This is a genomic window from Ruicaihuangia caeni, assembly GCF_029952955.1.
Lineage (GTDB): Bacteria > Actinomycetota > Actinomycetes > Actinomycetales > Microbacteriaceae > Ruicaihuangia > Ruicaihuangia caeni.
In genome coordinates, this window is the sequence record NZ_JASATX010000007.1 from 26441 (window position 1) to 50610 (window position 24170).

The 24170-nt window shown below is 67.5% G+C and carries 25 protein-coding genes; 19 read left to right on the forward strand and 6 right to left on the reverse strand.

The window, feature by feature from the left end; all coding sequences use genetic code 11:
- The first annotated feature begins 144 nt into the window (after positions 1–144).
- Both QF206_RS12090 and QF206_RS12095 read left to right on the forward strand, forming a co-directional pair.
- Positions 145–1272: an LLM class flavin-dependent oxidoreductase gene (locus QF206_RS12090; RefSeq protein ID WP_281489558.1), complete on the forward strand. Its 1128-nt coding sequence runs from the start codon at positions 145–147 to the stop codon at positions 1270–1272.
- A 26-nt stretch (positions 1273–1298) separates the two neighbouring features.
- Entirely contained in the window at positions 1299–1931 is a 633-nt protein-coding gene (locus QF206_RS12095) for an FMN reductase (RefSeq protein WP_281489497.1), read from the forward strand.
- A gap of 115 nt (positions 1932–2046) precedes the next feature.
- On the opposite strand, the gene QF206_RS12100 is transcribed toward QF206_RS12095, so the two are convergent.
- Complete coding sequence (locus QF206_RS12100) at positions 2047–2253, reverse strand: dodecin family protein (RefSeq protein ID WP_281489498.1); 207 nt, start codon at positions 2251–2253, stop codon at positions 2047–2049.
- A gap of 487 nt (positions 2254–2740) precedes the next feature.
- Between QF206_RS12100 and QF206_RS12105 the strand changes: the two genes are divergently transcribed.
- Positions 2741–5002, forward strand: a complete 2262-nt coding sequence (locus QF206_RS12105; RefSeq protein WP_281489499.1) for a polyribonucleotide nucleotidyltransferase — start codon at positions 2741–2743, stop codon at positions 5000–5002.
- A 220-nt stretch (positions 5003–5222) separates the two neighbouring features.
- On the forward strand, positions 5223–5405 hold the full coding sequence (locus QF206_RS12110) for a hypothetical protein (protein WP_281489500.1): 183 nt from the start codon (positions 5223–5225) through the stop codon (positions 5403–5405).
- 63 nt (positions 5406–5468) lie between these two features.
- On the opposite strand, the gene QF206_RS12115 is transcribed toward QF206_RS12110, so the two are convergent.
- Positions 5469–6056, reverse strand: a complete 588-nt coding sequence (locus QF206_RS12115) for a TetR/AcrR family transcriptional regulator (protein WP_281489501.1) — start codon at positions 6054–6056, stop codon at positions 5469–5471.
- Positions 6057–6275: 219 nt separating this feature from the next.
- Between QF206_RS12115 and QF206_RS12120 the strand changes: the two genes are divergently transcribed.
- Positions 6276–7631, forward strand: coding sequence for a M16 family metallopeptidase (locus tag QF206_RS12120; RefSeq protein ID WP_281489502.1), 1356 nt, complete (start codon positions 6276–6278; stop codon positions 7629–7631).
- A gap of 55 nt (positions 7632–7686) precedes the next feature.
- Positions 7687–8289, forward strand: a complete 603-nt coding sequence (locus QF206_RS12125; protein ID WP_281489503.1) for a histidine phosphatase family protein — start codon at positions 7687–7689, stop codon at positions 8287–8289.
- A 31-nt stretch (positions 8290–8320) separates the two neighbouring features.
- Here the strand turns inward: QF206_RS12125 and QF206_RS12130 are convergent, their stop codons facing one another.
- Positions 8321–8803 (reverse strand): GNAT family N-acetyltransferase, encoded by a 483-nt coding sequence (locus QF206_RS12130; protein ID WP_340309603.1) that lies wholly within the window; start codon positions 8801–8803, stop codon positions 8321–8323.
- 40 nt (positions 8804–8843) lie between these two features.
- On the opposite strand from QF206_RS12130, the gene dapB reads away from it, so the two are divergent.
- Both dapB and QF206_RS12140 read left to right on the forward strand, forming a co-directional pair.
- Positions 8844–9596 carry a 4-hydroxy-tetrahydrodipicolinate reductase gene (dapB, locus tag QF206_RS12135; RefSeq protein ID WP_281489505.1) on the forward strand — a complete coding sequence of 251 codons (753 nt, stop codon included), beginning with the start codon at positions 8844–8846 and terminating at the stop codon, positions 9594–9596.
- Positions 9593–10045 carry a hypothetical protein gene (locus QF206_RS12140; protein ID WP_281489506.1) on the forward strand — a complete coding sequence of 151 codons (453 nt, stop codon included), beginning with the start codon at positions 9593–9595 and terminating at the stop codon, positions 10043–10045. The genes dapB and QF206_RS12140 overlap by 4 nt, the downstream gene beginning before the upstream one ends.
- 110 nt (positions 10046–10155) lie before the next feature.
- Here QF206_RS12140 and QF206_RS12145 read toward each other — a convergent pair whose 3' ends face one another.
- A complete protein-coding gene (locus QF206_RS12145; protein ID WP_281489507.1) occupies positions 10156–10584 on the reverse strand; it encodes an OsmC family peroxiredoxin in 429 nt (142 codons plus the stop codon).
- Between the two features lie 106 nt (positions 10585–10690).
- Here QF206_RS12145 and QF206_RS12150 point away from each other — a divergent pair, with 106 nt between their 5' ends.
- Both QF206_RS12150 and QF206_RS12155 read left to right on the forward strand, forming a co-directional pair.
- Entirely contained in the window at positions 10691–11542 is an 852-nt protein-coding gene (locus QF206_RS12150; protein ID WP_281489508.1) for a thymidylate synthase, read from the forward strand.
- A 1-nt stretch (position 11543) separates the two neighbouring features.
- Positions 11544–12038, forward strand: a complete 495-nt coding sequence (locus tag QF206_RS12155; RefSeq protein WP_281489509.1) for a dihydrofolate reductase — start codon at positions 11544–11546, stop codon at positions 12036–12038.
- Between the two features lie 73 nt (positions 12039–12111).
- Here QF206_RS12155 and QF206_RS12160 read toward each other — a convergent pair whose 3' ends face one another.
- Together QF206_RS12160 and QF206_RS12165 are read right to left on the reverse strand one after the other, a co-directional pair.
- The gene (locus QF206_RS12160) at positions 12112–13800 is read right to left on the reverse strand and encodes a SulP family inorganic anion transporter (RefSeq protein WP_281489510.1); all 1689 of its coding nucleotides are present in this window, start codon (positions 13798–13800) and stop codon (positions 12112–12114) included.
- Entirely contained in the window at positions 13797–14141 is a 345-nt protein-coding gene (locus QF206_RS12165; protein ID WP_281489511.1) for an ArsR/SmtB family transcription factor, read from the reverse strand. The genes QF206_RS12160 and QF206_RS12165 overlap by 4 nt, the downstream gene beginning before the upstream one ends.
- Before the next feature lie 137 nt (positions 14142–14278).
- Between QF206_RS12165 and QF206_RS12170 the strand changes: the two genes are divergently transcribed.
- The 9 genes from QF206_RS12170 to recA all read left to right on the forward strand — a co-directional run bounded on the left by QF206_RS12170 (position 14279) and on the right by recA (position 23980).
- Entirely contained in the window at positions 14279–14947 is a 669-nt protein-coding gene (locus tag QF206_RS12170) for a DedA family protein (protein ID WP_281489512.1), read from the forward strand.
- Between the two features lie 10 nt (positions 14948–14957).
- Positions 14958–15935: a 4-hydroxy-tetrahydrodipicolinate synthase gene (gene dapA / locus QF206_RS12175; RefSeq protein ID WP_281489513.1), complete on the forward strand. Its 978-nt coding sequence runs from the start codon at positions 14958–14960 to the stop codon at positions 15933–15935.
- Positions 15936–15988: 53 nt separating this feature from the next.
- Positions 15989–17665 (forward strand): ribonuclease J, encoded by a 1677-nt coding sequence (locus tag QF206_RS12180; RefSeq protein WP_281489514.1) that lies wholly within the window; start codon positions 15989–15991, stop codon positions 17663–17665.
- Between the two features lie 125 nt (positions 17666–17790).
- Positions 17791–20595: an FtsK/SpoIIIE family DNA translocase gene (locus tag QF206_RS12185; protein WP_281489515.1), complete on the forward strand. Its 2805-nt coding sequence runs from the start codon at positions 17791–17793 to the stop codon at positions 20593–20595.
- Between the two features lies 1 nt (position 20596).
- The gene (pgsA, locus tag QF206_RS12190) at positions 20597–21235 is read left to right on the forward strand and encodes a CDP-diacylglycerol--glycerol-3-phosphate 3-phosphatidyltransferase (RefSeq protein ID WP_281489516.1); all 639 of its coding nucleotides are present in this window, start codon (positions 20597–20599) and stop codon (positions 21233–21235) included.
- A gap of 12 nt (positions 21236–21247) precedes the next feature.
- Entirely contained in the window at positions 21248–21805 is a 558-nt protein-coding gene (locus QF206_RS12195) for a CinA family protein (protein ID WP_422785394.1), read from the forward strand.
- 163 nt (positions 21806–21968) lie between these two features.
- The gene (locus QF206_RS12200; protein WP_281489517.1) at positions 21969–22277 is read left to right on the forward strand and encodes a helix-turn-helix domain-containing protein; all 309 of its coding nucleotides are present in this window, start codon (positions 21969–21971) and stop codon (positions 22275–22277) included.
- A gap of 24 nt (positions 22278–22301) precedes the next feature.
- Positions 22302–22529: a DUF3046 domain-containing protein gene (locus tag QF206_RS12205; RefSeq protein ID WP_281489518.1), complete on the forward strand. Its 228-nt coding sequence runs from the start codon at positions 22302–22304 to the stop codon at positions 22527–22529.
- Positions 22530–22903: 374 nt separating this feature from the next.
- Positions 22904–23980: a recombinase RecA gene (recA, locus tag QF206_RS12210; RefSeq protein ID WP_281489519.1), complete on the forward strand. Its 1077-nt coding sequence runs from the start codon at positions 22904–22906 to the stop codon at positions 23978–23980.
- Positions 23981–24170: the final 190 nt, after the last annotated feature.

Below are 24170 nucleotides of genomic sequence, written 5' to 3' on the forward strand. Positions count from 1 at the left end.
CTCGTCGCATCCTTTTGGGCCTCGGTGGGAATACTCAGGCGGAGGTCGCTGTTTGGCCTAATGTTCATGCGAATGCATAGAATCTCACCAGAACCGACAGACGATCGCGCCACCAGGGTGCGTGAGGAGCACGAACCGATGCACATGCAATTCGGCATTTTCAGCGTGGGCGACATCACCCAGGACCCCACCACCGGCATCACGCCCACGGAGACCGAGCGGTTGCAGAACCTGCTCACGATCGCCCAGCACGCCGAAGAGGTCGGCCTCGACGTCTTCGCGATGGGGGAGCACCACAACCCGCCGTTCTTCCCGTCGAGTCCGGTCGCGATCAACAGCTGGCTGGCGGCGAAGACGGAACGCATCATCCTCTCGACGGCCACCACGCTGATCACCACCAACGACCCGGTGCGGCTGGCCGAGGACTACGCGATGCTGCAGCATCTCTCGGGCGGTCGCATGGACCTCACCCTGGGCCGCGGCAACACCGGCCCCGTGTACCCCTGGTTCGGTGAAGACATCCGGCAGGGCATCCCGCTCGCGATCGAGAAGTATGGACTGCTCTATCGCCTCTGGCGTGAGGAGTTCGTCGACTGGGAGGGCAAGTTCCGCACCCCGCTTCAGGGCTTCCAGTCAACGCCTCGCCCGCTCGACGGCGTTCCGCCCTTCGTCTGGCACGGCAGCATCCGCAGTCCCGAGATCGCAGAGCAGGCCGCCTACTACGGCGACGGCTTCTTCGCGAACCACATCTTCTGGCCCGCTTCGCACACCGCCAAGATGGTCGGGTTCTACCGGCAGCGCTTCGAGCACTACGGCCACGGCACGGCTGACCAGGCGATCGTCGGTCTCGGCGGCCAGGTGTTCATGCGCAAGAACTCTCAAGACGCGGTGCGCGAGTTCCGCCCCTACTTCGACAATGCCCCGGTGTACGGTCACGGGCCGAGCCTCGAGGAGTTCACCGCGCAGACACCGTTGACCGTCGGCAGCCCCCAGCAGGTGATCGACCGCACGCTCGGGTTCCGCGACTACGTCGGCGACTACCAGCGGCAGCTGTTCCTGATGGACCACGCGGGTCTTCCGTTGAAGACGGTGCTCGAGCAGCTCGACATCCTGGGCGAAGAGGTCGTGCCGGTGCTGCGCAGGGAGTTCGCCAAGAACCGGGCCTCGCGCGTGCCCGACGCACCCACTCACGCCGCTCGAGTGCAGGCGGCGCTCGCGGCCGAGCAGGTCGACGCGAGCACGGGCGTCACGACGGCTGCATCCGCAGAGTGAGCGACGTGAGCGAAGGAGACCCGCGAATGAACACCCCCAAACGAATCGCCGTCATCTCCGCCGGCCTCGGCAAACCATCGTCGACCCGCATGCTCGCCGATCGACTCGCGCTGGAAAGCGCCGACGTCCTGCGAGAGCGGGGCGTGGAGGTGGAGACATCCACGCATGAGCTCCGCGACATCGCGAGCGACATCACGAACAACATGCTCACTGGCTTCCCGAGCGAGAAGCTCGAGGCGGTCATCGCAGACGTGACCGGCGCTGACGGCCTCATCGTGGTGAGCCCCGTCTTCAGCGCGAGCTACAGCGGGCTGTTCAAGTCGTTCTTCGATGTGTTGGATCCAGCCTCGCTCGCCGGGATGCCGGTGCTCATCGGTGCCACTGCGGGCACGGCCAGGCACTCGCTGGTGCTCGACCACGCGCTTCGCCCGCTGTTCAGCTACCTGCGCGCGATCGTCCTGCCAACCGGAGTGTTCGCCGCGACCGACGACTGGGGTGAGGCGGGCGCCGGAGGGCAGAGCGCCCTCACCGATCGCATCGCCCGTGCCGCTGGCGAGCTGGCGCCTCTCGTCGAGGCGTCGGAGCGTTCGTCCGCGCCCCGCGATCCTTTCGGGTTCGATTCGGTGCTGAGCCCGGTCGGCGGCTTCCAGCCCAACTGACGCCGAGGCAACTCGGCCGCACTCCGGACGCCTCGCATGGGAACGGCCGCCGAGCTGCACAGGTGCTCGGCGGCCGCCCCCGTCCGCCGCTCGGCGGATCGGAGTTCGTTCGTGCTCAGGAGTCGAGCACGAACGTGACCTCCAGCACGACTTGCCACGAGGTGATGACGCCATCCGAGATCTTCACCGTGTGGTCCTTGACCCACGCGCCCTCGATATTCCGCAAGGTCTCATTCGCGCGCTCGATCCCGCTGCGGACGGCGTCCTCGAAGCTCACGGTCGACCGGCTGGTAATGGTTGTGACACGGGCGATGCTTGACATGGTTCCTCCTTGCTCGGCCCCCGGTTCGCTTGCCCCCTTCAACAGTCAACGCCCGCCCCGAGCGGCTGACCAGGCTTGCGCTCGGGCATGCTGCACGCTACTGACGCGAGTCGTGCTCCCGCTCGTCGGAACCCTCGGTGCTAGAATCGCGACGGTCGCTCCCGTTCGAACGGGCGACCGGCGGCTCGTCCGAGGCGCCACAACTCAATAACGAGCTCGAGGTTCATCCGCCAAGGCGGTGAGCCTCACCGGAGCAGGCCGGCTCGAAGCTGGTCCACGGTGGTGATGGGCGGTGCGGATGCTGCGGCATCCGGGTACCGAGCGTTTCTACTGTTGACCAGAGCAGACACCCGGCGACCTGATTCTTCGAATCGATCCGTCGAGTCCCTTCCTGCCCGCTCCTGCTCCCGCGTTCGTCGCCGTGCCCGTCCGGGCGCGGCCGGAAGATGCCGCGCAGGCGCGCGGCAAGCAAAGGAGAGAGACCTCGATGGAAGGTCCCGAGATCAAGTTCGCCGAGGCCGTGCTCGACAACGGCAAGTTCGGCACCCGCACGGTCCGGTTCGAGGCCGGCCGTCTTGCGCAGCAGGCGCAGGGCGCAGTCGCCGCGTACCTCGACGAAGACACCATGCTGCTGAGCGCGACCAGCGCCAGCAAGCAGCCCAAGGAGAACTTCGACTTCTTCCCGCTGACGGTCGACGTCGAGGAGCGCTCGTACGCCGCGGGCAAGATCCCCGGCTCGTTCTTCCGTCGTGAGGGCCGCCCCTCGACCGAGGCGATCCTCGTCTGCCGACTCATCGACCGCCCGCTGCGCCCCTCGTTCGTCGAGGGTCTGCGCAACGAGGTGCAGATCGTCATCACGGTGCTGAGCATCGCGCCCGACGAGTTCTACGACGCGCTGGCCATCAACGCGGCCTCCGCCTCGACGCAGATCTCGGGCCTGCCCTTCAGCGGCCCGATCGCGGGTGTGCGGCTCGCCCTCATCGGCGACCAGTGGGTCGCGTTCCCGAAGCACTCCCAGCTTGCCGAGGCCGTATTCGACCTCGTCGTCGCGGGTCGAGTCGTCACCGACAAGAACGGCAACGAAGACGTCGCGATCATGATGGTCGAGGCTGAAGCGACCGAGGGCAGCTGGAACCTCATCCAGGCGGGCGCGAAGCGGCCCGACGAGGATGTCGTGGCCGAGGGCCTCGAGGCCGCGAAGCCGTTCATCAAGCAGCTCGTCAAGGCGCAGGAGGAGCTTGCGGCCCAGAGCGCGAAGGCTGTGCAGGAGTACCCGGTGTTCCTGCCGTACGCCGATGAGGTATACGCCGCAGTCGAGCAGCTGGCCGAGGCCGAGCTCCGCGAGATCTACCAGATCGCCGACAAGCAGACCCGGCAGAACTCCGACGACGAGCTCAAGGCGCGCGTGAAGGATGCCGTGGCCGCCAAGGTCGAGGCGGGCGAGCTGCCCGAGTCGGCCAATGCGCAGGTGAGTGCCGCCTACAAGTCGGTCACCAAGAAGGTCGTGCGCGGCCGCATCCTGTCGGAAGGCGTGCGCATCGACGGCCGCGGGCTCGCCGACATCCGCGCGCTCGACGCCGAAGTGCAGGTCATTCCCCGCGTGCACGGCAGCGCGATCTTCCAGCGCGGTGAGACGCAGATCCTCGGCGTCACGACGCTGAACATGCTGAAGATGGAGCAGCAGATCGACTCGCTGAGCCCCGTCACGCACAAGCGCTACCTGCACCACTACAACTTCCCGCCCTACTCGACCGGTGAGACCGGCCGTGTCGGCAGCCCGAAGCGTCGCGAGATCGGCCACGGCTTCCTCGCCGAGCGCGCGATCGTGCCCGTGCTGCCCAGCCGCGAGGAGTTCCCGTACGCGATTCGTCAGGTCTCCGAGGCGCTGAGCTCGAACGGCTCGACCTCGATGGGCTCCGTCTGCGCCTCGACGCTGTCACTGCTGAACGCCGGTGTGCCGCTCAAGGCTCCGGTCGCCGGCATCGCGATGGGTCTGGTCACTGACGAGGTCGACGGCGAGACGCGCTACGCCGCGCTCACCGACATCCTCGGGGCCGAAGACGCGCTCGGTGACATGGACTTCAAGGTCGCCGGCACGAACGACTTCATCACGGCGATCCAGCTCGACACCAAGCTCGACGGCATCCCGGCTTCGGTCCTTGCCGGCGCGCTGACCCAGGCGAAGCAGGCTCGCACTGCGATCCTCAACGTCATCAACCAGGCGATCGACGCGCCTGACGAGATGGCGCCGACCGCGCCGCGCGTCATCAGCGTGCAGATCCCGGTCGACAAGATCGGCGAGCTGATCGGCCCCAAGGGCAAGACCATCAACGCCATCCAGGACGAGACCGGCGCCGAGATCTCGATCGAGGAAGACGGCACCGTGTACATCGGCGCCACCGACGGCCCCTCTGCCGAGGCGGCCCGTGCGCAGGTGAACGCCATCGCCAACCCGACGAACCCCGAGGTCGGCGAGCAGTTCCTCGGCACGGTCGTGAAGATCGCGACCTTCGGCGCGTTCGTCTCGCTGCTTCCCGGCAAGGACGGCCTGCTGCACATCTCCGAGGTGCGCAAGCTCGCCGGCGGCAAGCGCGTCGAGAACGTCGAAGACGTGCTCGGCGTCGGCCAGAAGATCCTTGTCGAGATCACCAAGGTCGACGACCGCGGCAAGCTCTCGCTCGCCCCGGTGCTGAACGAAGAGGCGGATGCCGCCTCTTCCGACGCGGCGCAGCCCGCGGCCGCTGAGTGAAGCTGACCGCCAGCCCCAGCGCGGCTCGCTGAGCCGCAGGCTCCGAGGGCACGAGGGCCCGTTCCCCTCCCGGAAGCGGGCCCTCGCTCATGCGGACAGTCTTCGGCGATCTCCCGGATGCGAGTGCCGATCCGCGGTCCGTCGGCGTGTCGCGAGTCTCAACCTCGAGTCGAGGGTGAAACTACCGCAAAGCGAAGAGGACGCAGGAGAAGGGGGCACCATGGGCAGGCACGTCGCATACCGTTCGCCATGGTGGTCGTCGGCACGTCACCGCGGGCCTGGATCCATCGAGCGCGCGCTGGTGCGGGGGCGCCAGTCGTTCGTGCTCGGCACCGCGGCGGCGATGCTGCTCTTCGTCTTCTTCTACAGCACACCCTCGTTACCCGAGCGCGTCGGCGCATAGAGCCGATTGCGGAGAAGGCACCCGTTTCCGGGTGCCTTTCGTGTCTTCGTTCGCCCGCGCGCGTCAGCGTTCGGCGAGCACGCGCTCCAGGGCACGCTGCAGGGCGGCGGCCGCGGCGATCGAGTCGCCCGCGTACCCGCCCGACATCGCGCCGTCCCACGCGAGCAGCAGTTCGTCAGCGCCGTCGCCGGAGAGCGGGTGCCCGCACTCCTGCAGTCGGTTCTGCAGGAATTCGCTGAACCAATCGCGATGCGCGGCGACGAGCAGTCTCACGGGGTGGCCCGGCTCGTGAAACTCGGCCGCTGCGTTCACGAACGGACTGCCGCGGAACTCCTGCTCGACGATCACACTGCCCGCCCAGGCGAACAGGCTTCGCAGCGCGTCCGCAGGAGAGGCGTGCTCGTCGGCGATGCGCTGACAGTACTCGCGCATGACCGCTGAGCGCTGCTCGATGTAGCTGAGCACGAGACGCTCCTTGGAGCCGTAGTGCTTGTAGAACGTCGCTTTGGTCACGCCGGATTCGGCGATGAGACGGTCGATGCCGACGCTGCGGATTCCTTCCGAGTAGAAGAGCGCGTCAGCGGTATCGAGAATGCGCGACTTCGCGCCGGAGGCACGCCGGGCGATCCTCGGGGGGGCCTCGATCGCCACGGCGTGCTCCTTGTGAGTGCATGTGCGAGGTACCGCACGACTCGTTGCTGTGCGCCCGGGGTGCAGGGGAGGTCCGGACGCGGGTCATGAATGACCCTCGAATACCATACATGAATGAGGACAGACAGACACATCTGTCTACCCTCCTTGCCGTACCCCAATGCAGGGGTGGAACCATCGGTCCATCGCTGCTCAGAGGCATGGCATATGGTGGATTCAATGAACAGCGCCGTGGCTCTTCCCCTCGACCGCGCCGACCTCACGATCAGTGCCGCCGGTGGTTCCCTGGTACGAAGAACGGTGCTTCCCAGTGGCATCCGGGTGCTGAGCGAGCGGATGCCTGGCGCCGCCAGCGCGAGCGTGGGCTTCTGGGTCGCGGTCGGTTCCCGCGACGAGCAGCCGGCCACCTATGGCTCCACGCATTTCCTCGAGCACCTGCTCTTCAAAGGCACCGACTCGCGGAGTGCGCTCGACATCGCGGTCGCCTTCGACGAGGTCGGGGGAGAGCACAACGCTCTCACTGCCAAAGAGCACACCTGCTACTACGCCAAGGTGCGCGATCGTGATCTGCTCATGGCCGTGAGCGTGCTCGCCGATATGTTCGCCAACTCCCGCATCGATCCCGAAGACTTCGAGACCGAGCGCGGCGTCATCCTCGAAGAACTGGCCATGGCCGACGATGATCCTGCCGATGTCGCGGCCGAGCGATTCTTCGAGACCGTCTTCGGAGATCACGACCTCGGTCGTCCGATCGGGGGCACGGTCTCCAGCATCCGCGGTGTCACCCGCGATGAGGTATGGCATCACTATCGCAAGAATTACCGAGCGCAAGACCTGGTGATCACCGTCGCCGGCGCGGTCGACCACGACGAGCTCGTGGCGGCGGTGGAAGTCGCGCTCACCGCCGCGGGCTGGAACCTTGACGAAGAGGCCGTTCCGGTGGAGAGGAGAGTCGGCTCCCAGGCGACGATTGTGAGCGGCAACCGGCTCTCGGTGACCCCTCGCACCACAGAGCAGGCGAATGTGTTCCTCGGTGTGCCCGGCTTCGCGGCAAGTGCCGATGAGCGATGGCCGCTCGCCGTGCTCACCAACGTGCTCGGTGGCGGTATGTCGAGCCGATTGTTCCAAGAGATTCGCGAGCGTCGCGGTCTTGCCTATTCAGTGCACTCATTCGCCTCCAGCTATTCGGATGCCGGCGTCTTCGGCATGTACGCGGGGTGCACGCCTGCGCGCCTCGGCGACGTCGCTCAGTTGATGCAGGCCGAGTTCATGCGAATGGCAGACGACGGCATCACCCGTGACGAACTGCGACGGGCGAAGGGCCAGTTGGCCGGCGCCGCCGCCCTGGCGCTCGAGGACTCCGACGCGCGCATGAGCCGCCTGGGCCGAGCCGAGCTCACGATGGGCGAGTTCATCGACCTCGATGAGTCGTTGCGCCGACTCGAGCAGGTCACAGTTGAACGGGTGCTCGACGTCGCGCGAACGCTCGCGGCCGCCCCGCTCGCCATTGCCGCTGTCGGGCCGGTCGAAGCGGCATCCGTGGCGCCGCTGATCGACGCGAGCGCTGCCGCGTGACGCGCGGCCAACAAGTGCGAGCCGCCTCGAATCGCGGGACTCTGGGGGAGACACGATGACGCGATACCTGTACTTGGTGCGCCACGGCGAACAGGTCGACGCCGAGCACGGCCTCCCCGACGGCCCGTTGAGCGGTCGGGGTGTGCGTCAGGCGCAGGCGATCGCTACGCGGCTCGGCGGCGTACCGTTCGAGGGTGCGTGGACTTCGCCCCTGCAACGCGCGCAAGAGACCGCCCGCATCATGACCGAGCGTCTCCCAGCGCTCGAGCCAGAGCCTTCGGCATTGCTCATGGACTGCGTGCCGTCAGGGCCGACCCCCGAGATGCATCCCTCGTTCGAGTCCTTCTATGGGGGAGTGACGCCGGAGGAGATCGCGGCGGGCGAGGCACAGATGGCGGATGCCGTGGCCGAGTGGCTCCGCCCCGCCCGCGACGACCGGCACGACCTGCTGATCACCCACAACTTCGTGATCGCGTGGTTCGTGCGCGAAGCGCTCGATGCGCCGACCTGGCGCTGGATGGGTCTCAACCAGGCGCACTGCGGGTTGACCATCATCCGCGTCCGGTCGGCCAAGCCGCCGCAGTTGGTGGTGCACAACGACCTGGGGCACCTTCCGACCGAGCTGCGCACGGGAATGCCCGACGAGCAGCCCTTCTAGGACCAGCACCCCTTCTAGGCGTTCACCGAGGTCAGAGCCTCTTGAGGAACCAGTTCGTGGCGTTCGGGTTGTCGTTGTAGGGCGGGATGGATTCGTACCCTGCCGAGCGGTACAGGGCGTTGGCGGCGTGCAGGCTCGCATTCGTGTCGAGCACGAGTTCCTGCGCACCGAAGGCCCTGGCGCGCCGCTCGAGCTCGTCGAGCAGCGCTCGGCCGATGCGCTGTCCGCGAGTGTGGGGCTCGAGCCAGATGTGCTTGACCTCGTAGCGAACGGCATCCGAGGGTGACTCCAGCAACCGGATGCCGCCGCAGCCGACATCGCCGGGTTCGCCCTCGATCGTCTCGCCCTCGACGATCAGGAAGACGCCGCGGGGAGGCACGAAGTCGTCGGCATTCGGACGGTTGACGCGGTACTCGCCTAGTTCGGCGGGGAACCCGGCAGCCCGTGAGGCGAAGTATTCGTCCAGCAGCCGCGCAGCCGAGGGCTCTTCGATGGTCGCTTCTCGGAAGGTCACCACAGAATCACACTACGGGCGCGACACTACGATTGCTCGCATGACGACTTCAGTCGCGGTGATCGGCGCGAACGGCCGAATGGGTTCGCTCGCCTGCCGCCTCATCGAGCAGAGCGACGACTTCCGCCTCGCGGCCGGCATCGGCTCATCCGGCGACCTCAGCGAGATGCTGCAGGCCGACCTCGCGATCGACTTCACGGTGCCCGAGGTGTCGCCTGCCGTCGTCGAGTACGCGGTCGCGCACGGGGTTCCGATCCTCGTGGGCACGAGCGGCTGGTCGGCCGAGCGCGTCGAGGAACTCGAGACGACGATCGGCGGCAAGTTCTCGGTCGGCGTCATCATCGTGCCGAACTTCTCGCTCGGCAGCGTGCTCGCGACGAGGCTCGCGGTCACCGCGGCCAGGTTCTTCGACTCCGTGGAGATCATCGAGGCCCACCACGAGCACAAGATCGATTCCCCGTCGGGAACCGCGGTGCGCACGGCCGAACTCATCACCGAGGCGCGCGGCGCACGCGGGCCGGTCGATGCGCCGTTCGCTGATCAGCCCGCGCGGGGCCAGCAGGTCGCCGGCGTGCCCGTGCACAGTCTCCGGATGCATGGAGTGGCGGCTCGGCAGCAGGTCATCCTCGGCGGGGCGGGCGAGCAGTTGATGATCCAGCACGACACGCTCTCGGCATCCGCGTACGAGGCCGGGATCATGCTGGCGCTGCGGGCGCTGCCGAAGACCCGCGGTGTGGTGGTCGGGCTCGACCGGCTCCTGGGGCTTGACGACGAGGGAGCCTCGTCCTCATGACGCGTGCCGGCGTCGTCGCGATGTCGCTGCTGCTCGTGCTGTACCTGGCGTTCACCATGCAGTACGCGGTGATCATGATCACCGACGGCCACCCGATCCTCATCGTGCTCGGGGTCGCTCTCGCGGTGCTGCCGCTGCTCGGCGCCTGGGGCCTGTTCGTCGAGGTCCGGTTCATGCTGCGTGCTCAGCGCCTTGCGCGCCGGTTGGAGCGCGAGGGTGCGTTGCCCGCCGACACCGTGCCGCTGCAGCCCAGCGGACGACCCGACCGAGCGGCTGCCGATGCGCTGTTCCCGAAGTTCCGTGAGGCGGTCGAGGCGGAGCCCGACTCCTGGCGTGCGTGGTTCAGGCTCGGCATCGTCTACGACGCGGCGGGCGACCGCAAGCGTGCGCGGCACGCCACGCGCCGGGCGATCGAACTCGCGCGAGCCGAGGGCGCACCGGCCCGCTGACGGTGCCCCTTCCGCTGCTTCGGCCGGCCGGACGCGAACAGAAACGAGGGGCGGCATCCCTGGTCGGATGCCGCCCCTGGTCATTCGCGGACGATGCCGCGTGCGACGCTCTACGCCAGGCTCGCCTCGAGCGTGATCTTCACGCCGGCGAGCGCGCGCGAGACCGGGCAACCCTTCTTGGCCTCTTCCGCGATGCGCTGGAAGTCGGACTCATCGATGTTCGGCACCTTGGCGCTGACGAGCAGGTGGCTACCGGTGATGCCCTCTTCGCCGCCGCCGAACGTGACCGCCGCGGTCACCTGCAGGCTCTCGGGGGGAGTGCCGTTCTCGGCGAGCATGTTCGAGAACGCCATCGAGAAGCACGCGCTGTGCGCTCCCGCGATCAGTTCCTCGGGCGTCGACATGCCGGTCTCGCCGTCGGCGCGCGCCTTCCACGTCATTGGGAACTCGCCGGCATCCGACGTGTCGAGCGAAGTCGTTCCCTTGCCACTCATCAGATCGCCGAACCACAGGGTCGTGGCTTCACTGGTCACAGCCATCACGGCCTCCTCTACGCTGGGGACCTCCAGCCTATGGCCGGGCCCGGCTGAATGGCAGGGGACGGCATGCCGGGGGATTCCGATGCAGGCCGGGTAGCCTCGTCGCATGGCGTCCAGCGTTCCGCACCCCCTCCAGCACTCCGGGCTTCCGCAGTCACCCGTGCGCACCCCGTACGAAGACCTCTTGCGCGACACCCTTGAGCACGGCACGCCGAAGACGGACCGCACCGGCACCGGAACGCGTAGCGTGTTCGGACGCCAGCTGCGCTTCGACCTCGGCGAGGGGTTCCCGCTCATCACCACGAAGCGCGTTCACTTCAAGTCGATCGCCTATGAGCTGCTGTGGTTCCTGCGCGGAGACAGCAATGTGCGCTGGCTCCAGGAGCACGGCGTGAGCATCTGGGACGAATGGGCGGATGCCGAGGGCGAGCTCGGGCCCGTCTACGGCGTGCAGTGGCGCTCCTGGCCGACGCCGAGCGGCGAGCAGCTCGACCAGATCACCCAGGTGATCGACGACATCAAGCGCACCCCCGACTCGCGCCGGCTGATCGTGTCGGCGTGGAACCCGGCCGACATCCCGAGCATGGCGCTCGCGCCCTGCCACGCGCTCTTCCAGTTCTACGTCGCCGACGGCAAGCTGTCGTGCCAGCTGTACCAGCGCAGCGCCGACCTCTTCCTCGGCGTGCCGTTCAACATCGCGAGCTACGCACTGCTCACTCACATGGTCGCGGCGCAGACCGGCCTGCAGGTCGGCGATTTCGTGTGGACGGGCGGCGACTGCCACATCTACGACAACCACGTCGCACAAGTGACCGAGCAGCTCACGCGCGACCCGTACCCGTATCCGACGCTGCGCATCGCAGCCGAGCGTCCGAGCATCTTCGACTACGAGTACGACGACTTCGTGATCGAGGGCTACCAGCACCACCCGGCGATCCGCGCCGCCGTCGCCGTCTGACATGCTCGGGCTCATCTGGGCGCAAGCGCGTGGTCGTGTGATCGGCGCGCAGGGCACCATGCCGTGGCACCTGCCGGAAGACCTGGCGCACTTCCGCCGCACCACGATGGGTTCGCCGGTGATCATGGGTCGCCGCACGTGGGAATCGTTCCCCGAGAAATTCCGACCTCTCCCAGGGCGTCGCAACATCGTCGTGACCCGCCGAACCGACTGGGCGGATGCCGGTGCAGAGCGCGCTGATTCGCTCGACGCGGCGATCGCGCTCGCCGGCGAGCAGCCGACGGTGTGGGTCATCGGCGGGGGGCAGCTGTACCGAGACGCCATCGGGCTGGCCGATCGGCTCGAGGTCACCGAGCTCGACCTCGAGGTGGAAGGCGACACGCTGGCGCCCGAGATCGGTGCGGAGTGGGCCCTGCAGCATCGCGAGCCGGATGCGGGATGGCACACCGCGGCGAACGGCATCCGGTACCGCTTCTGCACGTACGAGCGCGCCTGACGACGCCCGACGCCCGACGACGACGACGCCTCACGCCTGACGCCCCGCGAGCAGCAGGCGAGCCCTCGAGCGCCTACTTCGAGTGCCGCTCCGCGACGATGCGCCGGGCCTCGGCGATCGCCTCAGGAGTGGTCGAGAACACGTGGCCCTTGTCCCGCAGTTGCGGCGCCACCCCGAGCGTCTGCAATGTGCGGCTGTGCTCCGGGTGGGTGCCAGAGACGAGCACGGTGATGCCCTTCCGCTCGAGCTTCGTGATCACGTCGTCGAGGATCTTCGCGCCTGTGGCGTCGAGGGTCGTCACGCGCGACATCCGCAGGATCACCACGTCGACATCGGCCACTTCGCTGAGCTCGAGCAGGAACCGGTGCGCCGCACCGAAGAAGAGCGGGCCGTCGAAGCGGTAGGCGACGATGTGCTCATCCAGCAGCGGGCTGAGCTCGGGCGGCCTCGGACCGGCATCCTGCTCGAGCGGCACCTGCTCCACTCGCGCCGCCCGTGCGACGCTGCGCAGCGCGAGCAGCGCCGCCACGATCACCCCGGCGACGACCGCGGCCACGAGGTCGACGAGCACGGTGATGGCGAGCGTCAGCACGAGCACCACGGCGTCGGCGCGCGTCGACTTGAGCAGGGCCTTGATCGACCCGACGCCGACCATCTGCACGCATGTCGCGACCAGCACGCCCGCGAGCGCCGCCAAGGGGATCTTCGCGACGAGCGCAGAGCCGGCGAACACCATGCCTGCGAGCACGAGCGAATGCACCACGGCCGCAGTGCGGGATCGCGCGCCGGCGCGCACATTCACGGCCGTGCGGGCGATGGCGGCCGTCGCAGGCACGCCGCCGAAGAACGGCACCGCGATGTTCGCCAAGCCCTGTCCGAACAGTTCACGATCGGGGTGGTGTCGCTCGTTCACGCTCATCGAGTCGGCGACGGTCGCGCTGAGCAGGCTTTCGAGGGCGGCCAGCGCAGCGACCGCCAATGCCGATGGCAGCAGGGCGGCGATGCGTGAGGCATCGATGAAGTCGGCGGTCGGAAGGGGAAGCCCGGCCGGGATCGCGCCGATGCGCGCGAGGTCGAGGTGGGCCAATTCTGCGACGAGGGTCGCGACAGCGATCGCGATGAGCGAGAACGGCACGATCGGCTTGAGGCGGGCGCCGATGAGGATCACCGCGGCGACAGCGAGCGCCATGACCAGAGGCGCCCACTGCGGCGACTGGAACCACTGCAGCACCGCATCGCCGGCGATCGCCAGCACCTGGTGCGAGTCACCGGCCTTCACGCCGAGCAGGTTCGGCACCTGCTGCAACACGATCACCACGGCGATGCCGGCCGTGAACCCCTCGACGAGTGAGGTCGGCAGCATCCGCACGTAGCCGCCCACGCCCGAGAGCGACAGCATCACGAGCATCACTCCTGCCATGAGGCCGACGAGCAGCACCCCGCCGGCTCCGTGCTGGTGCACCACTGGCAGCAGCACCACGGTCATCGCGCCGGTCGGGCCCGAGATCTGCAGGTTGCTGCCGCCGAACACCGACGCCACGATTCCCGCGATGATCGCCGTCGTCATCCCCGCCGCGGCGCCGAGGCCCGATGCCTCGCCGAACGCCAGTGCGAGTGGGAGCGCCACGATCGCGACGGTTATCCCTGCGACGAGGTCGCGCAGCGGCGCCTTCCGGGCGTAGGCCAGGTCGGATGCCGCCGGCAGCAGTGCACGCACGTGCCGCCACGCGCGTCCCCAGCCGCTCGCCGTTCGCGTGCTCATCGGCCGCCTCCTTCGAGACTCGTGAGCAGTGCTTGGTCGTGTCGCAAGTTCGCGACGATCATGGCGCGGGCGATCGTGAGGATCTGCTCCATCCGGGGATCGCGAAGCGAGTAGACGATCGTGGTGCCTTCACGACGGGTCGAGACGACCCCGGCTTTGCGCAGCACCCGCAGGTGCTGCGAGAGGTGTGAGGGCTCGGCTCCGAGCGCGTCGGCCAGTTCGCCGGCCGACCGCTCCTCGTGGCTCAGCAGTTCGAGCACTCGGATGCGTGCGGGGTGGGCCAGCGACTTGAAGAGCTCGGCCTTCACCTCGGCGACGGGCAGCGCGGAATGTTCGACCATCCAGTTATAGTACTAGTTGATACTTCTATCAACAAGACCCGCACGGGTGGTGCGGGCCCCGTCACGTTCGGTGTCAGCAGCCGTGCCGGCCGCCACGCCTCAGCAGATTCGCCACGGCAGCGGTCTACGATCGAGCGATGCCTTGGCTCCTCGCGAACACAGATCCAACGCCCGGCGGGCTCACCGCCTTCGTGCTAGACCTCACTGCCGCGCTCGGCGAAGCGGGCGTCGCCATCCTGGTGTTCCTCGAGACGGTCTTCCCGCCGATCCCGAGCGAGATCATCCTGTCGCTCGCCGGCTACCTCGCGAACACCGGTGAGATGAACCTCTGGCTCGCGGTGATCGCGGCCACGATGGGCAGCGTCGCGGGAGCGCTCGCGCTGTACTGGATCGGCCGCCTGTACGGCGAGGAACGAGCGATCCGCACGCTCGCAATGCTGCCGCTCGTCTACCGCGACGACTTCGAGAAGGCCGCGGCGTGGTTCCACCGCCATGGCCGCAGCGCGGTGTTCTTCGGCCGGTTCATCCCGATCGTTCGAAGCCTCATCTCGCTGCCGGCCGGCGCCGCGCGGATGCCGCTACCCCAGTTCGCGCTGTACACCGCGGCCGGTTCAGGCCTCTGGAACCTCGCGCTCATCGGCTTCGGATGGCTGCTCGGCACACAGCATCACCTCGTCGAGGAGTACATGCAGTACATCGACTACGTGGTCTACGCGGTGATCGCCGGGCTCGTCGTCGCGCTGGTGATCCGGTGGGCCCTGCGCCGCCGTCGCGACCGCGTCTCGGGCCCCTCGGCAGACCGATAACCTGGTACGCGTGACTCACATCGACAATCCCTTCGGCCAGGTGCTGGTCGCCCTCGTCACTCCGATGACGGCAGACGGCGAAGTGGATTGGAACGACGTCGAGAAGCTCATGAACGATGTCATCGAGCAGGGCGCCGATGGCATCGTCGTCACCGGCACCACCGGCGAGACGTCGACCCTGACGGATGCCGAGAAGCTGCGCCTCGTCGAGGTGGGCAAGTCCGTCGCCGGCGGCCGCGCGAAGATCATCACGGGCGGCGGCTCGAATGAGACTGCGCACGCGATCGAGCTCTATCGTGCGAGCGAGAAGGCCGGCGCCGACGGCGTGATGATCGTGACGCCGTACTACAACAAGCCGACACAGGCCGGCATCCTCACGCACTTCCGGCTCATCGCCGATTCGACCGACCTGCCGGTCATCCTCTACGACATCCCGGGCCGCACGGGCGTCCCCATCAAGTACGAGACGATCCTCCGCATCGCCAAGCACCCGAACGTGCTCGCGATCAAAGACGCCAAGGGCGACTTCAGCGAGGTGAGCCGCGTGCTGAACCAGACCGACCTCATGTACTTCTCCGGCGATGACGCGAATGTTCTGCCGCACCTGGCGATCGGCGCGACGGGGCTCATCGGTGTCACCGCGAACATCGCTGCCCGCCCGTATCGACACATCGTGGATGCCGTCAACGCCGGCGATCTGCGCACCGCGACCGCCGCGCACAAGGCGCTCGAGCCCCTCGTCCGCGCCACGATGACGCACGTGCCGGGCACAGTGGCAGCGAAGTACATCCTTCACGGCCTCGGCCGCATCAGCACGCCGCGTGTGCGACTGCCGCTCGTGGGGCCGGAGGAGTGGGAGGCCACGCTCATCGAAGACGACCTCACGCTCGTCGGCGAACTCGCGGGCGTCGACTTCGACAACTTCAGGCCCGACAGCAACGCTGCTGCGGGCGGTGCCCTTCCCAAGGTCGCCGGAACCACACGCTGAGACTTCGACCGGGGGCTCACGGCCCCGAAGCACAGAGAACGCAGGGGGCCGCAGTGCCAGCCACAGAACTTCAGCCGCCCGCCCTTCAACCAGGCACGCTCCGGGTCATCCCGCTCGGCGGACTGGGCGAGGTCGGCCGCAACATGACCGTCTACGAGCTCAACGGCAAGCTCCTCATCGTCGACGTCGGCGTACTCTTCCCCGAAGAGCACCAACCCGGCGTCGACCTCATCCTCCCCGACATCGCGCCCATCCGGGAGCGGCTGGATGACATCGTCGGCATCGTGCTGACACACGGCCACGAAGACCACATCGGTGCCGTTCCGTACCTGCTGCGGCTCAAGAACGACATCCCGCTGCTCGGCTCGACCCTCACGCTGGCGCTCGTCGAGGCAAAGCTCAAAGAGCACCGCATCAAGCCGTACACGCTCACCGTCCGCGAGGGCCAACGCGAGCATCTCGGGCCCTTCGGCCTCGAATTCGTCGCGGTGAATCATTCCATCCCGGATGCGCTCGCAGTGGCCATCCGCACGGAGGCCGGCATGGTGCTGCACACCGGCGACTTCAAGATGGACCAGTTGCCCCTCGACGATCGGCTCACCGACCTGCGTGCATTCGCGCGCCTGGGCGAAGAGGGCGTCGACCTCTTCCTTCCCGATTCGACCAATGCCGACATCCCGGGCTTCACCCCGCTGGAGAAAGACATCGGCCCCGTGCTCGAAGCCGTCATCGCCAAGGCACCACGCCGGGTGATCGTCGCGAGCTTCGCGTCGCACGTGCATCGTGTGCAGCAGGTGCTCGACGCCGCTGCTGCCAACGGTCGACGCGTCGCGCTCATCGGCCGGTCCATGGTGCGCAATATGGGGATCGCGGCCGACCTCGGCTTCCTGAAGGTGCCCGAGGGCGTGCTCATCGACTTCAAGAAGGCGGGCGATGTGCCCGACGATCGAATCGTCTACATGAGCACCGGTTCTCAAGGAGAGCCCATGGCGGTGCTCTCGCGCATGGCCAACGGCGATCACCAGATCGAGGTCGGTGAGGGCGACACCGTCATTCTCGCCTCGAGCCTCATCCCGGGCAACGAGAACGCCGTGTACCGGGTGATCGACAACCTCACGCGTCTCGGCGTGAAGGTCGTGCACAAGGCGAACGCGAAGGTGCACGTATCGGGCCATGCCGCGGCCGGTGAACTGCTCTACTGCTACAACATCCTGAAGCCCAGAAACGTGCTCCCGGTGCACGGCGAATTTCGGCACCTAACCGCCAACGCGCAATTGGCGATCGAGACGGGCATCCCGGCTGAGAACACCTTCATCGCCGAGAACGGCACGGTGCTCGACCTGCGTGATGGGGTCGTTCGAATGGTGGGGCAACTGGATCTCGGCTACGTGTACGTCGACGGCTCGAGCGTCGGCACGATCACGGATGCCGACCTCAAGGATCGCCGCATCCTCGCTGAAGAGGGCTTCATCTCCATCTTCGTGGCGATCGACCCGCAGAACGGCCGGGCGATCGTCGGACCCGAGATCCACTCGCGCGGCTTCGCCGAGGACGACTCGGTGTTCGACGCAGTGAGGCCGAAGATCGTGAAGGCCCTGAATGAGGCGGCCGAGAACGGAGTGCGCGACCAGCACTCGTACCAGCAGGTCGTGCGTCGCACAGTCGGCCGTTGGGTCAACACGCAGCACCGTCGGCGTCCAATGATCGTGCCGGTGGTCATCGAGGCCTGATCGGGCTGCAGGGGCGGCCGACTCGTGGAGGCGGCGCGTGATCCGGCGCGCTGCACCGGTCCCGAATCGCGCACACGCCCACCCCCTTCACACCCGCTGACGGCCGCCGCGACTACCGTGAAACCATGGCTTCGAACACCAAGGCGAATTCGCGTGCGCGCGCGACTTCCGCGCGCGGCAGCAACACGCGCCAGGTGACCAAGGCCACCAAACGGCTGCCGGCGGCAGCGCCCGTGGCGGAGCGGCGACCAGGGCTCCTGTCCCGCGCCTGGATGGGCCTGGCTCATCTGACTGGCGGTGCGTTCCGCGTCTTCGGCAACGAGAGCCTGGAGAAGGAAGCGCGGCGAGACGGCGTGCCGTTCCTTCTCATCGTGTTGGCCGTCGCCGGGGCGGTCATCGAGTGGTTCAACCCCACCGACCCCGTGGCCATCGCGCTCGACGCCTGGACCTTCGGCGGGCTGCTCGGTCGACTCGCTTTCGCGCTGCCCGTCATCATGGTCCTCTTCGCCGCGTGGTTGTTCCGCCATCCGGCGAGTGTGCACGACAACACGCGCATCGCGATCGGACTGAGCCTGCTGCTCATCACGATCAGCGCGCTCTGCCACGTGTATGGCGGTCAGCCCGTGCCAAGCGATGGCGTGGTCGATCTCGCCAGAGGCGGAGGTGTCGTGGGCTGGGTCGTCGCGGCGCCTCTCATCTCGCTCGGCACCGAGTGGCTCGCCGTGCCCCTCATCGTCATCGTCATGGTGCTCTCGCTCTTCATCATCACGAAGACGCCGCCGAATCGGGTCGGTGCTCGATTGCGCGAGCTCTACAGCTACCTCTTCGGCGCCGATCTCCCCTCGCAGGAGCAAGCATCCGGCGGCGCGACTTCCGACGACAGCGGCGAAGACGACGAGCAACTGCCCTGGTGGCGCCGGAACAAGACCCGTCGCGAAGAGGACCCGGCATTCGACAGCCCCGTGGTGTCGGGCGATACCGAGATCATCGCCTCGACCGGGCGCGCTCGTGCGGCCGGCGCTGCTGCGCCCGCCGACGAACCCTTCGACCTCGACCTGTTCGACGAGCTCACGCGCGCCGAAGAGGCGGTGCAGCGCTTCACCGGAGAGGTCGAACCGGCTGCAACCGGCATCCGCGATGACGGGGCGGCGGCCGAGCAGGCTCCGGCCGGTGAGCGTCCGGGCGCGCGGGCGATGCTCGATGACGAGCCGGCGGATGCCGCACCCTTGACCGAAGACTCCGGCACCGACCCGTTCGTCGACCCGGTGACCGCGCCTGCCGAAGCGCCGGCGACGCCCTCGACTCCGTACCGGCTTCCTCCCGCCTCGGCGCTGGCGGCCGGCACACCGCCGAAGGCGCGCAGTGCCGCCAATGACACCGTCATCGCGGCGCTCACTGAGGTGCTGACGCAGTTCAACGTCGACGCGAAGGTGACCGGGTTCAGCCGGGGGCCCTCGATTACCCGGTACGAACTCGAGCTCGGCCCCGGCGTCAAGGTCGAGCGGGTGACGGCCCTCTCGAAGAACATCGCCTACGCGGTGGCGAGCAACGAGGTCAACATCCTCTCGCCGATCCCGGGCAAGAGCGCGATCGGCGTCGAGATCCCGAACACCGACCGTGAGATCGTCTCGCTCGGCGACGTCTTGCGGTCGAATGCCGCAGCGAAGAGCACGCATCCGATGACGATCGGCCTCGGCAAAGACGTCGAGGGAGGCTTCGTGGTCGCCAACCTCGCCAAGATGCCGCACCTGCTCGTCGCCGGATCGACGGGCTCGGGCAAGTCGAGCTTCGTCAACTCGATGATCACCTCGCTGCTCATGCGGGCGAAGCCGTCTGAGGTTCGCATGGTGCTGGTCGACCCGAAGCGGGTCGAGCTCTCGATCTACGCGGGTGTTCCCCACCTCATCACGCCGATCATCACGAACCCCAAGAAGGCGGCCGAGGCGCTGCAATGGGTCGTGAAAGAGATGGACATGCGCTACGACGATCTGGCGAGCTTCGGCTTCCGCCATATCGACGACTTCAACCGCGCTGTCGTCAACAACGAGATCGTGCTGCCCCCGGGCAGCGAACGCGTGCTGCGGCCCTACCCGTACCTGCTCGTGGTCGTCGACGAGCTGGCCGACCTCATGATGGTCGCGCCGCGCGACGTCGAGGATTCGATCGTGCGGATCACCCAGCTCGCCCGCGCCTCCGGCATCCATCTGGTGCTCGCGACACAACGTCCCTCTGTCGACGTCGTCACCGGTCTCATCAAGGCGAATGTGCCGTCCCGGCTCGCCTTCGCGGTGTCGAGCATGACCGACTCCCGCGTGATCCTCGACCAGCCGGGCGCCGACAAGCTCATCGGCCAGGGCGACGGGCTGTTCCTCCCCATGGGCGCGTCGAAGCCTATCCGCGTGCAGGGCGCCTGGGTGCAAGAGCGCGAGATCGCCGCAGTGGTGCAGCACGTCACCTCGCAGGCTCGCCCCGAATACCGGGCCGATGTGGCGGTGGCCGCTGAAAAGAAGCAGATCGACGCAGACATCGGTGACGACCTGGAGCTGCTCCTCGCCGCTGCTGAACTCGTCGTCAGCACTCAGTTCGGATCGACCTCGATGCTGCAGCGCAAGCTGCGCGTCGGCTTCGCGAAGGCGGGCCGCCTCATGGATCTGCTCGAGAGCCGCGAGATCGTCGGCCCCTCCGAAGGCTCGAAGGCGCGCGACGTGCTCGTCACGGTCGAGCAGCTGCCGTCGGTGCTCGCTCGTCTGCGAGGCGAAGAGCCGCCCGCGGCCGCGAGCACCGCCGGCGCAGCGAACGGCTCCTCCAGTTCCGCCGCACCCGACGACGACCCGTACGGCGGCGACCCTGTCGACGAGATGACCCGCGGGTACCCCGAAGACGAGTCCGAGGGTGACGAGGATGCCTGGCAGCTGACCGGGCGCGATTGACATGACGAACCGAGGCGACGCCGGGGCGCAGGCGCTTCCGCCCAGCAATTGGAACGCACCCAACATCATCACGGTGGTGCGCATCTGCTTCATTCCGGCGATGCTGTGGCTGCTGATCGCGGATGCCGGAAGAGACGACACCGCCCGCTGGGTCGCTGCGGCACTCTTCATCGTCGCGATCGCCACCGACGGCATCGACGGCGCGATCGCGCGCCGATACAACCTCATCACCGACCTCGGCAAGCTCCTCGATCCGATCGCAGACAAGGGGCTGACAGGTGCGGCTCTGGTCGGGCTGGCGATGCTCGGGGAACTGCCGTGGTGGGTCGTCGCGATCGTTCTCGTCCGGGAGCTCGGCATCACCCTGTGGCGGCTCGTCGAACTGCGGCGAGGGCTCGTGATCCCGGCGTCGCGCGGCGGAAAGATCAAGACGGTGAGTCAGGGCATCGCCATCTCGCTGGCCATGCTCCCGCTGTGGATCGTGCTGGGGGAGTGGGTGCACTGGCTCAACGGCGTCACCATGACCGTAGCGGTGGTGCTCACCCTCGCGTCGGGCCTCGACTATCTCGTGCGGGGCTGGAACGAGAACCGTGGCGCTGCCGGCGACGGAGCAGGCGGTCTTGAAAGGAACGATGAGTGAACGGATGCCGGCATGAGTGACGCACCTTCCTGGACACCCGGCACCGCGGCACCCTCGTCGCCCTCCATCGACCCCTCGGTCGCCGAACTCGCTTCGCCCGACACTGCTGCGCTCATGGCCGAGCTCAGCGCTCGCGGGCTCACCCTCGGCGTGGCCGAGTCGCTCACCGGCGGGCTGCTGACCGCGGAGCTGGTCCGTCCGCCGGGTGCTTCAGCGGTCGTCAACGGCGGCATCGTCGCGTACCAGACCGAGCTCAAGCGTGACCTGCTCGGAGTCGATGGCGAGCTGCTCGAGCGCGAAGGCCCCGTCCATGCCGAAGTGGCCCGGCAGATGGCGGATCGCGTGCGCAGGGCGGTCGCGATCGACGGTAGGCCCGCCGATCTCGGGATCGCCACCACCGGCGTGGCCGGGCCCGACCCCCAGGGCGATGCAGAGGTCGGCACGGTATTCATCGGCGTCGCGGTCGGTGACACCGTTGAGGCGATCCGGCTCGAGCTCGACGGCGGACGCGACCGCATCCGAGCCCGCACCGTGAGTGAGGCGATCGCGGCGCTCGCGACTCGGTTGTGACGCTTCCTCCCGGATCGGGTCAGGGAATACGCGGCCCCGTGATCACGTTGTTCTCTCAAGCACGTCCCAGTGAGAGTGATTAGAGTTTGAGCAAACGGGTTGTAGTCTGGCAGACCCGCCGCAGACTGGCAGTGATGAGCGAACACGAAGGAGGAGGAGTCCGATGATCTTGGTGCGTCATGAGATCGGCGACGTTCTTCGCGACTTCCGCCTGCAGAAGGGCCGCACGCTGCGACAGGTGGCGAGCAAGGCCAGCGTGGCGCTCGGGTACTTGAGCGAGGTGGAGCGCGGCCAGAAGGAAGCGAGCTCCGAGATCCTCGCGTCGGTTGCCGAAGCCCTCGACACACCGATCTCGGTCATCATGCGCGAGGTGGGCGACCGGCTCGCCGTCGTCGAAGGCCTCGCGCGTGTTCCTGACAGCATTCCCGACGACATCGTCGCCGAGTTCGACGACTCGCTCGCCGTCCGCTGACGGTCGGTCGCTGGCAACGGGCGAGTGCGTCGTTCTGAGTTCTGGGTCGCCGTCGATGACGAGTTCGGCCCCCACGGCCGAGTTCTGACACGCGACTTGACTCTGCTTGCGCTCGGCGGCGTCACCGCCGAGCAGGCGCTCGACCGGGGATTCGCCCCGCGTGAGGTGTGGCTCGCACTCGCGCGCGAGAACGACGTGCCGCCCGAGCGATGGCACGGCGTCGGTCAGCGCGAGCCCAAGCGGGCGCGCTGACTTCTCGCGCCCGCCGCGAAAATGGGCGATGCAGCTCGCAGCTGGGTCGGCGCTGACGCGCTGGCGTGGTCCTTGGCGTGGTCCTTGGCGTGTGAAGCGAAGCGGTCGGATGCCGGAGTTCCCGCTCGCGACACGCCGCGCGCCACTCGAACAACTGTTCGAAACTGAGTAGTCTCCTCAACAGGCGTACCTCGAACGTGACTGAGGGTCCGGCTGGATCGCCCCCGACGAATGTCGGTGGTCCCTTCTAGATTCGCAATCGACATCGACGACCGCCGTCAACAGCCTTGTCGGGAGGCTGTGGGCCTTGCATCACCGGCCGACAGTGGATCGACAGCCTATAGGCAGCAGCCACCATCTCAGAGGAGACAGCAATGCCATCAGCATCCGACCGCGAAAAGGCGCTCGAAGCGGCACTCGCCCAGATCGACCGGCAATTCGGCAAGGGCAGCGTCATGCGGCTCGGCAGCGAAGAGCGGGCTCCGGTCGCAGTCATCCCCACAGGCTCGATCGCGCTCGATGTCGCGCTCGGCATCGGTGGACTGCCGCGAGGCCGGATCATCGAGATCTACGGGCCCGAGTCGTCGGGTAAGACGACGCTCACGCTCCACGCGATCGCCAACGCTCAACGCAACGGCGGTATCGCCGCCTTCATCGACGCCGAGCATGCCCTCGACCCCGAGTATGCGAAGAAGCTCGGCGTTGACATCGACTCATTGCTCGTCTCACAGCCCGACACCGGAGAGCAGGCGCTCGAGATCGCCGACATGCTGGTGCGTTCGGGATCGATCGACCTCATCGTCATCGACTCGGTCGCGGCCCTCGTGCCCCGGGCCGAGATCGAGGGCGAGATGGGCGACGCGCACGTCGGGCTCCAGGCACGCCTCATGTCGCAGGCGCTGCGCAAGCTGACGGGTGGCCTCAACTCCACTGGTACGACGATGATCTTCATCAACCAGCTGCGTGAGAAGGTCGGTGTCTTCTTCGGCAGCCCTGAGACGACATCCGGCGGTAAGGCCCTGAAGTTCTACGCTTCGGTGCGCCTCGACATCCGCCGCATCGAGACGCTGAAAGACGGCAGCGAAGCGGTCGGCAACCGCACTCGCGTCAAGGTGGTCAAGAACAAGATGGCGCCGCCCTTCAAGCAAGCCGAGTTCGACATCCTCTACGGCGTCGGCATCTCTCGTGAGGGCAGCCTGCTCGACTTCGGCGTGGAGCACGGCATCGTGCGAAAGTCGGGCGCCTGGTACACCTATGAGGGCGACCAGCTCGGACAGGGCAAAGAGAACTCGCGCAACTTCCTGTTGCAGAACCCCGACATCGCCGCCGAGATCGAGCGCAAGATCCTCGTCAAGCTCGGTGTCGGCGCCGAAGCGAAGGCGGCGGCCGCCGCTGAAGGCGGCAAGGTCGACTCCATCGAGACGAAGATCGCGGCGCGCAAGGGCGCTTGAGCCTGTGTCGCCGACCACCGAGCGCGACGGCCTTGCCCCGGTCATCGATCTGGCCGCGGCAAGGCCGGCTCGGCACCGCATCGTGCACGAGGAGCGCACCCCCGCGCCACTCGTTTCTCTGCACCCTGGAGCCGACGCGTCAATGCAGCGTCACCCCGCTTCGGCCCAGCGTCGGCGTCTCGAGCAAGCG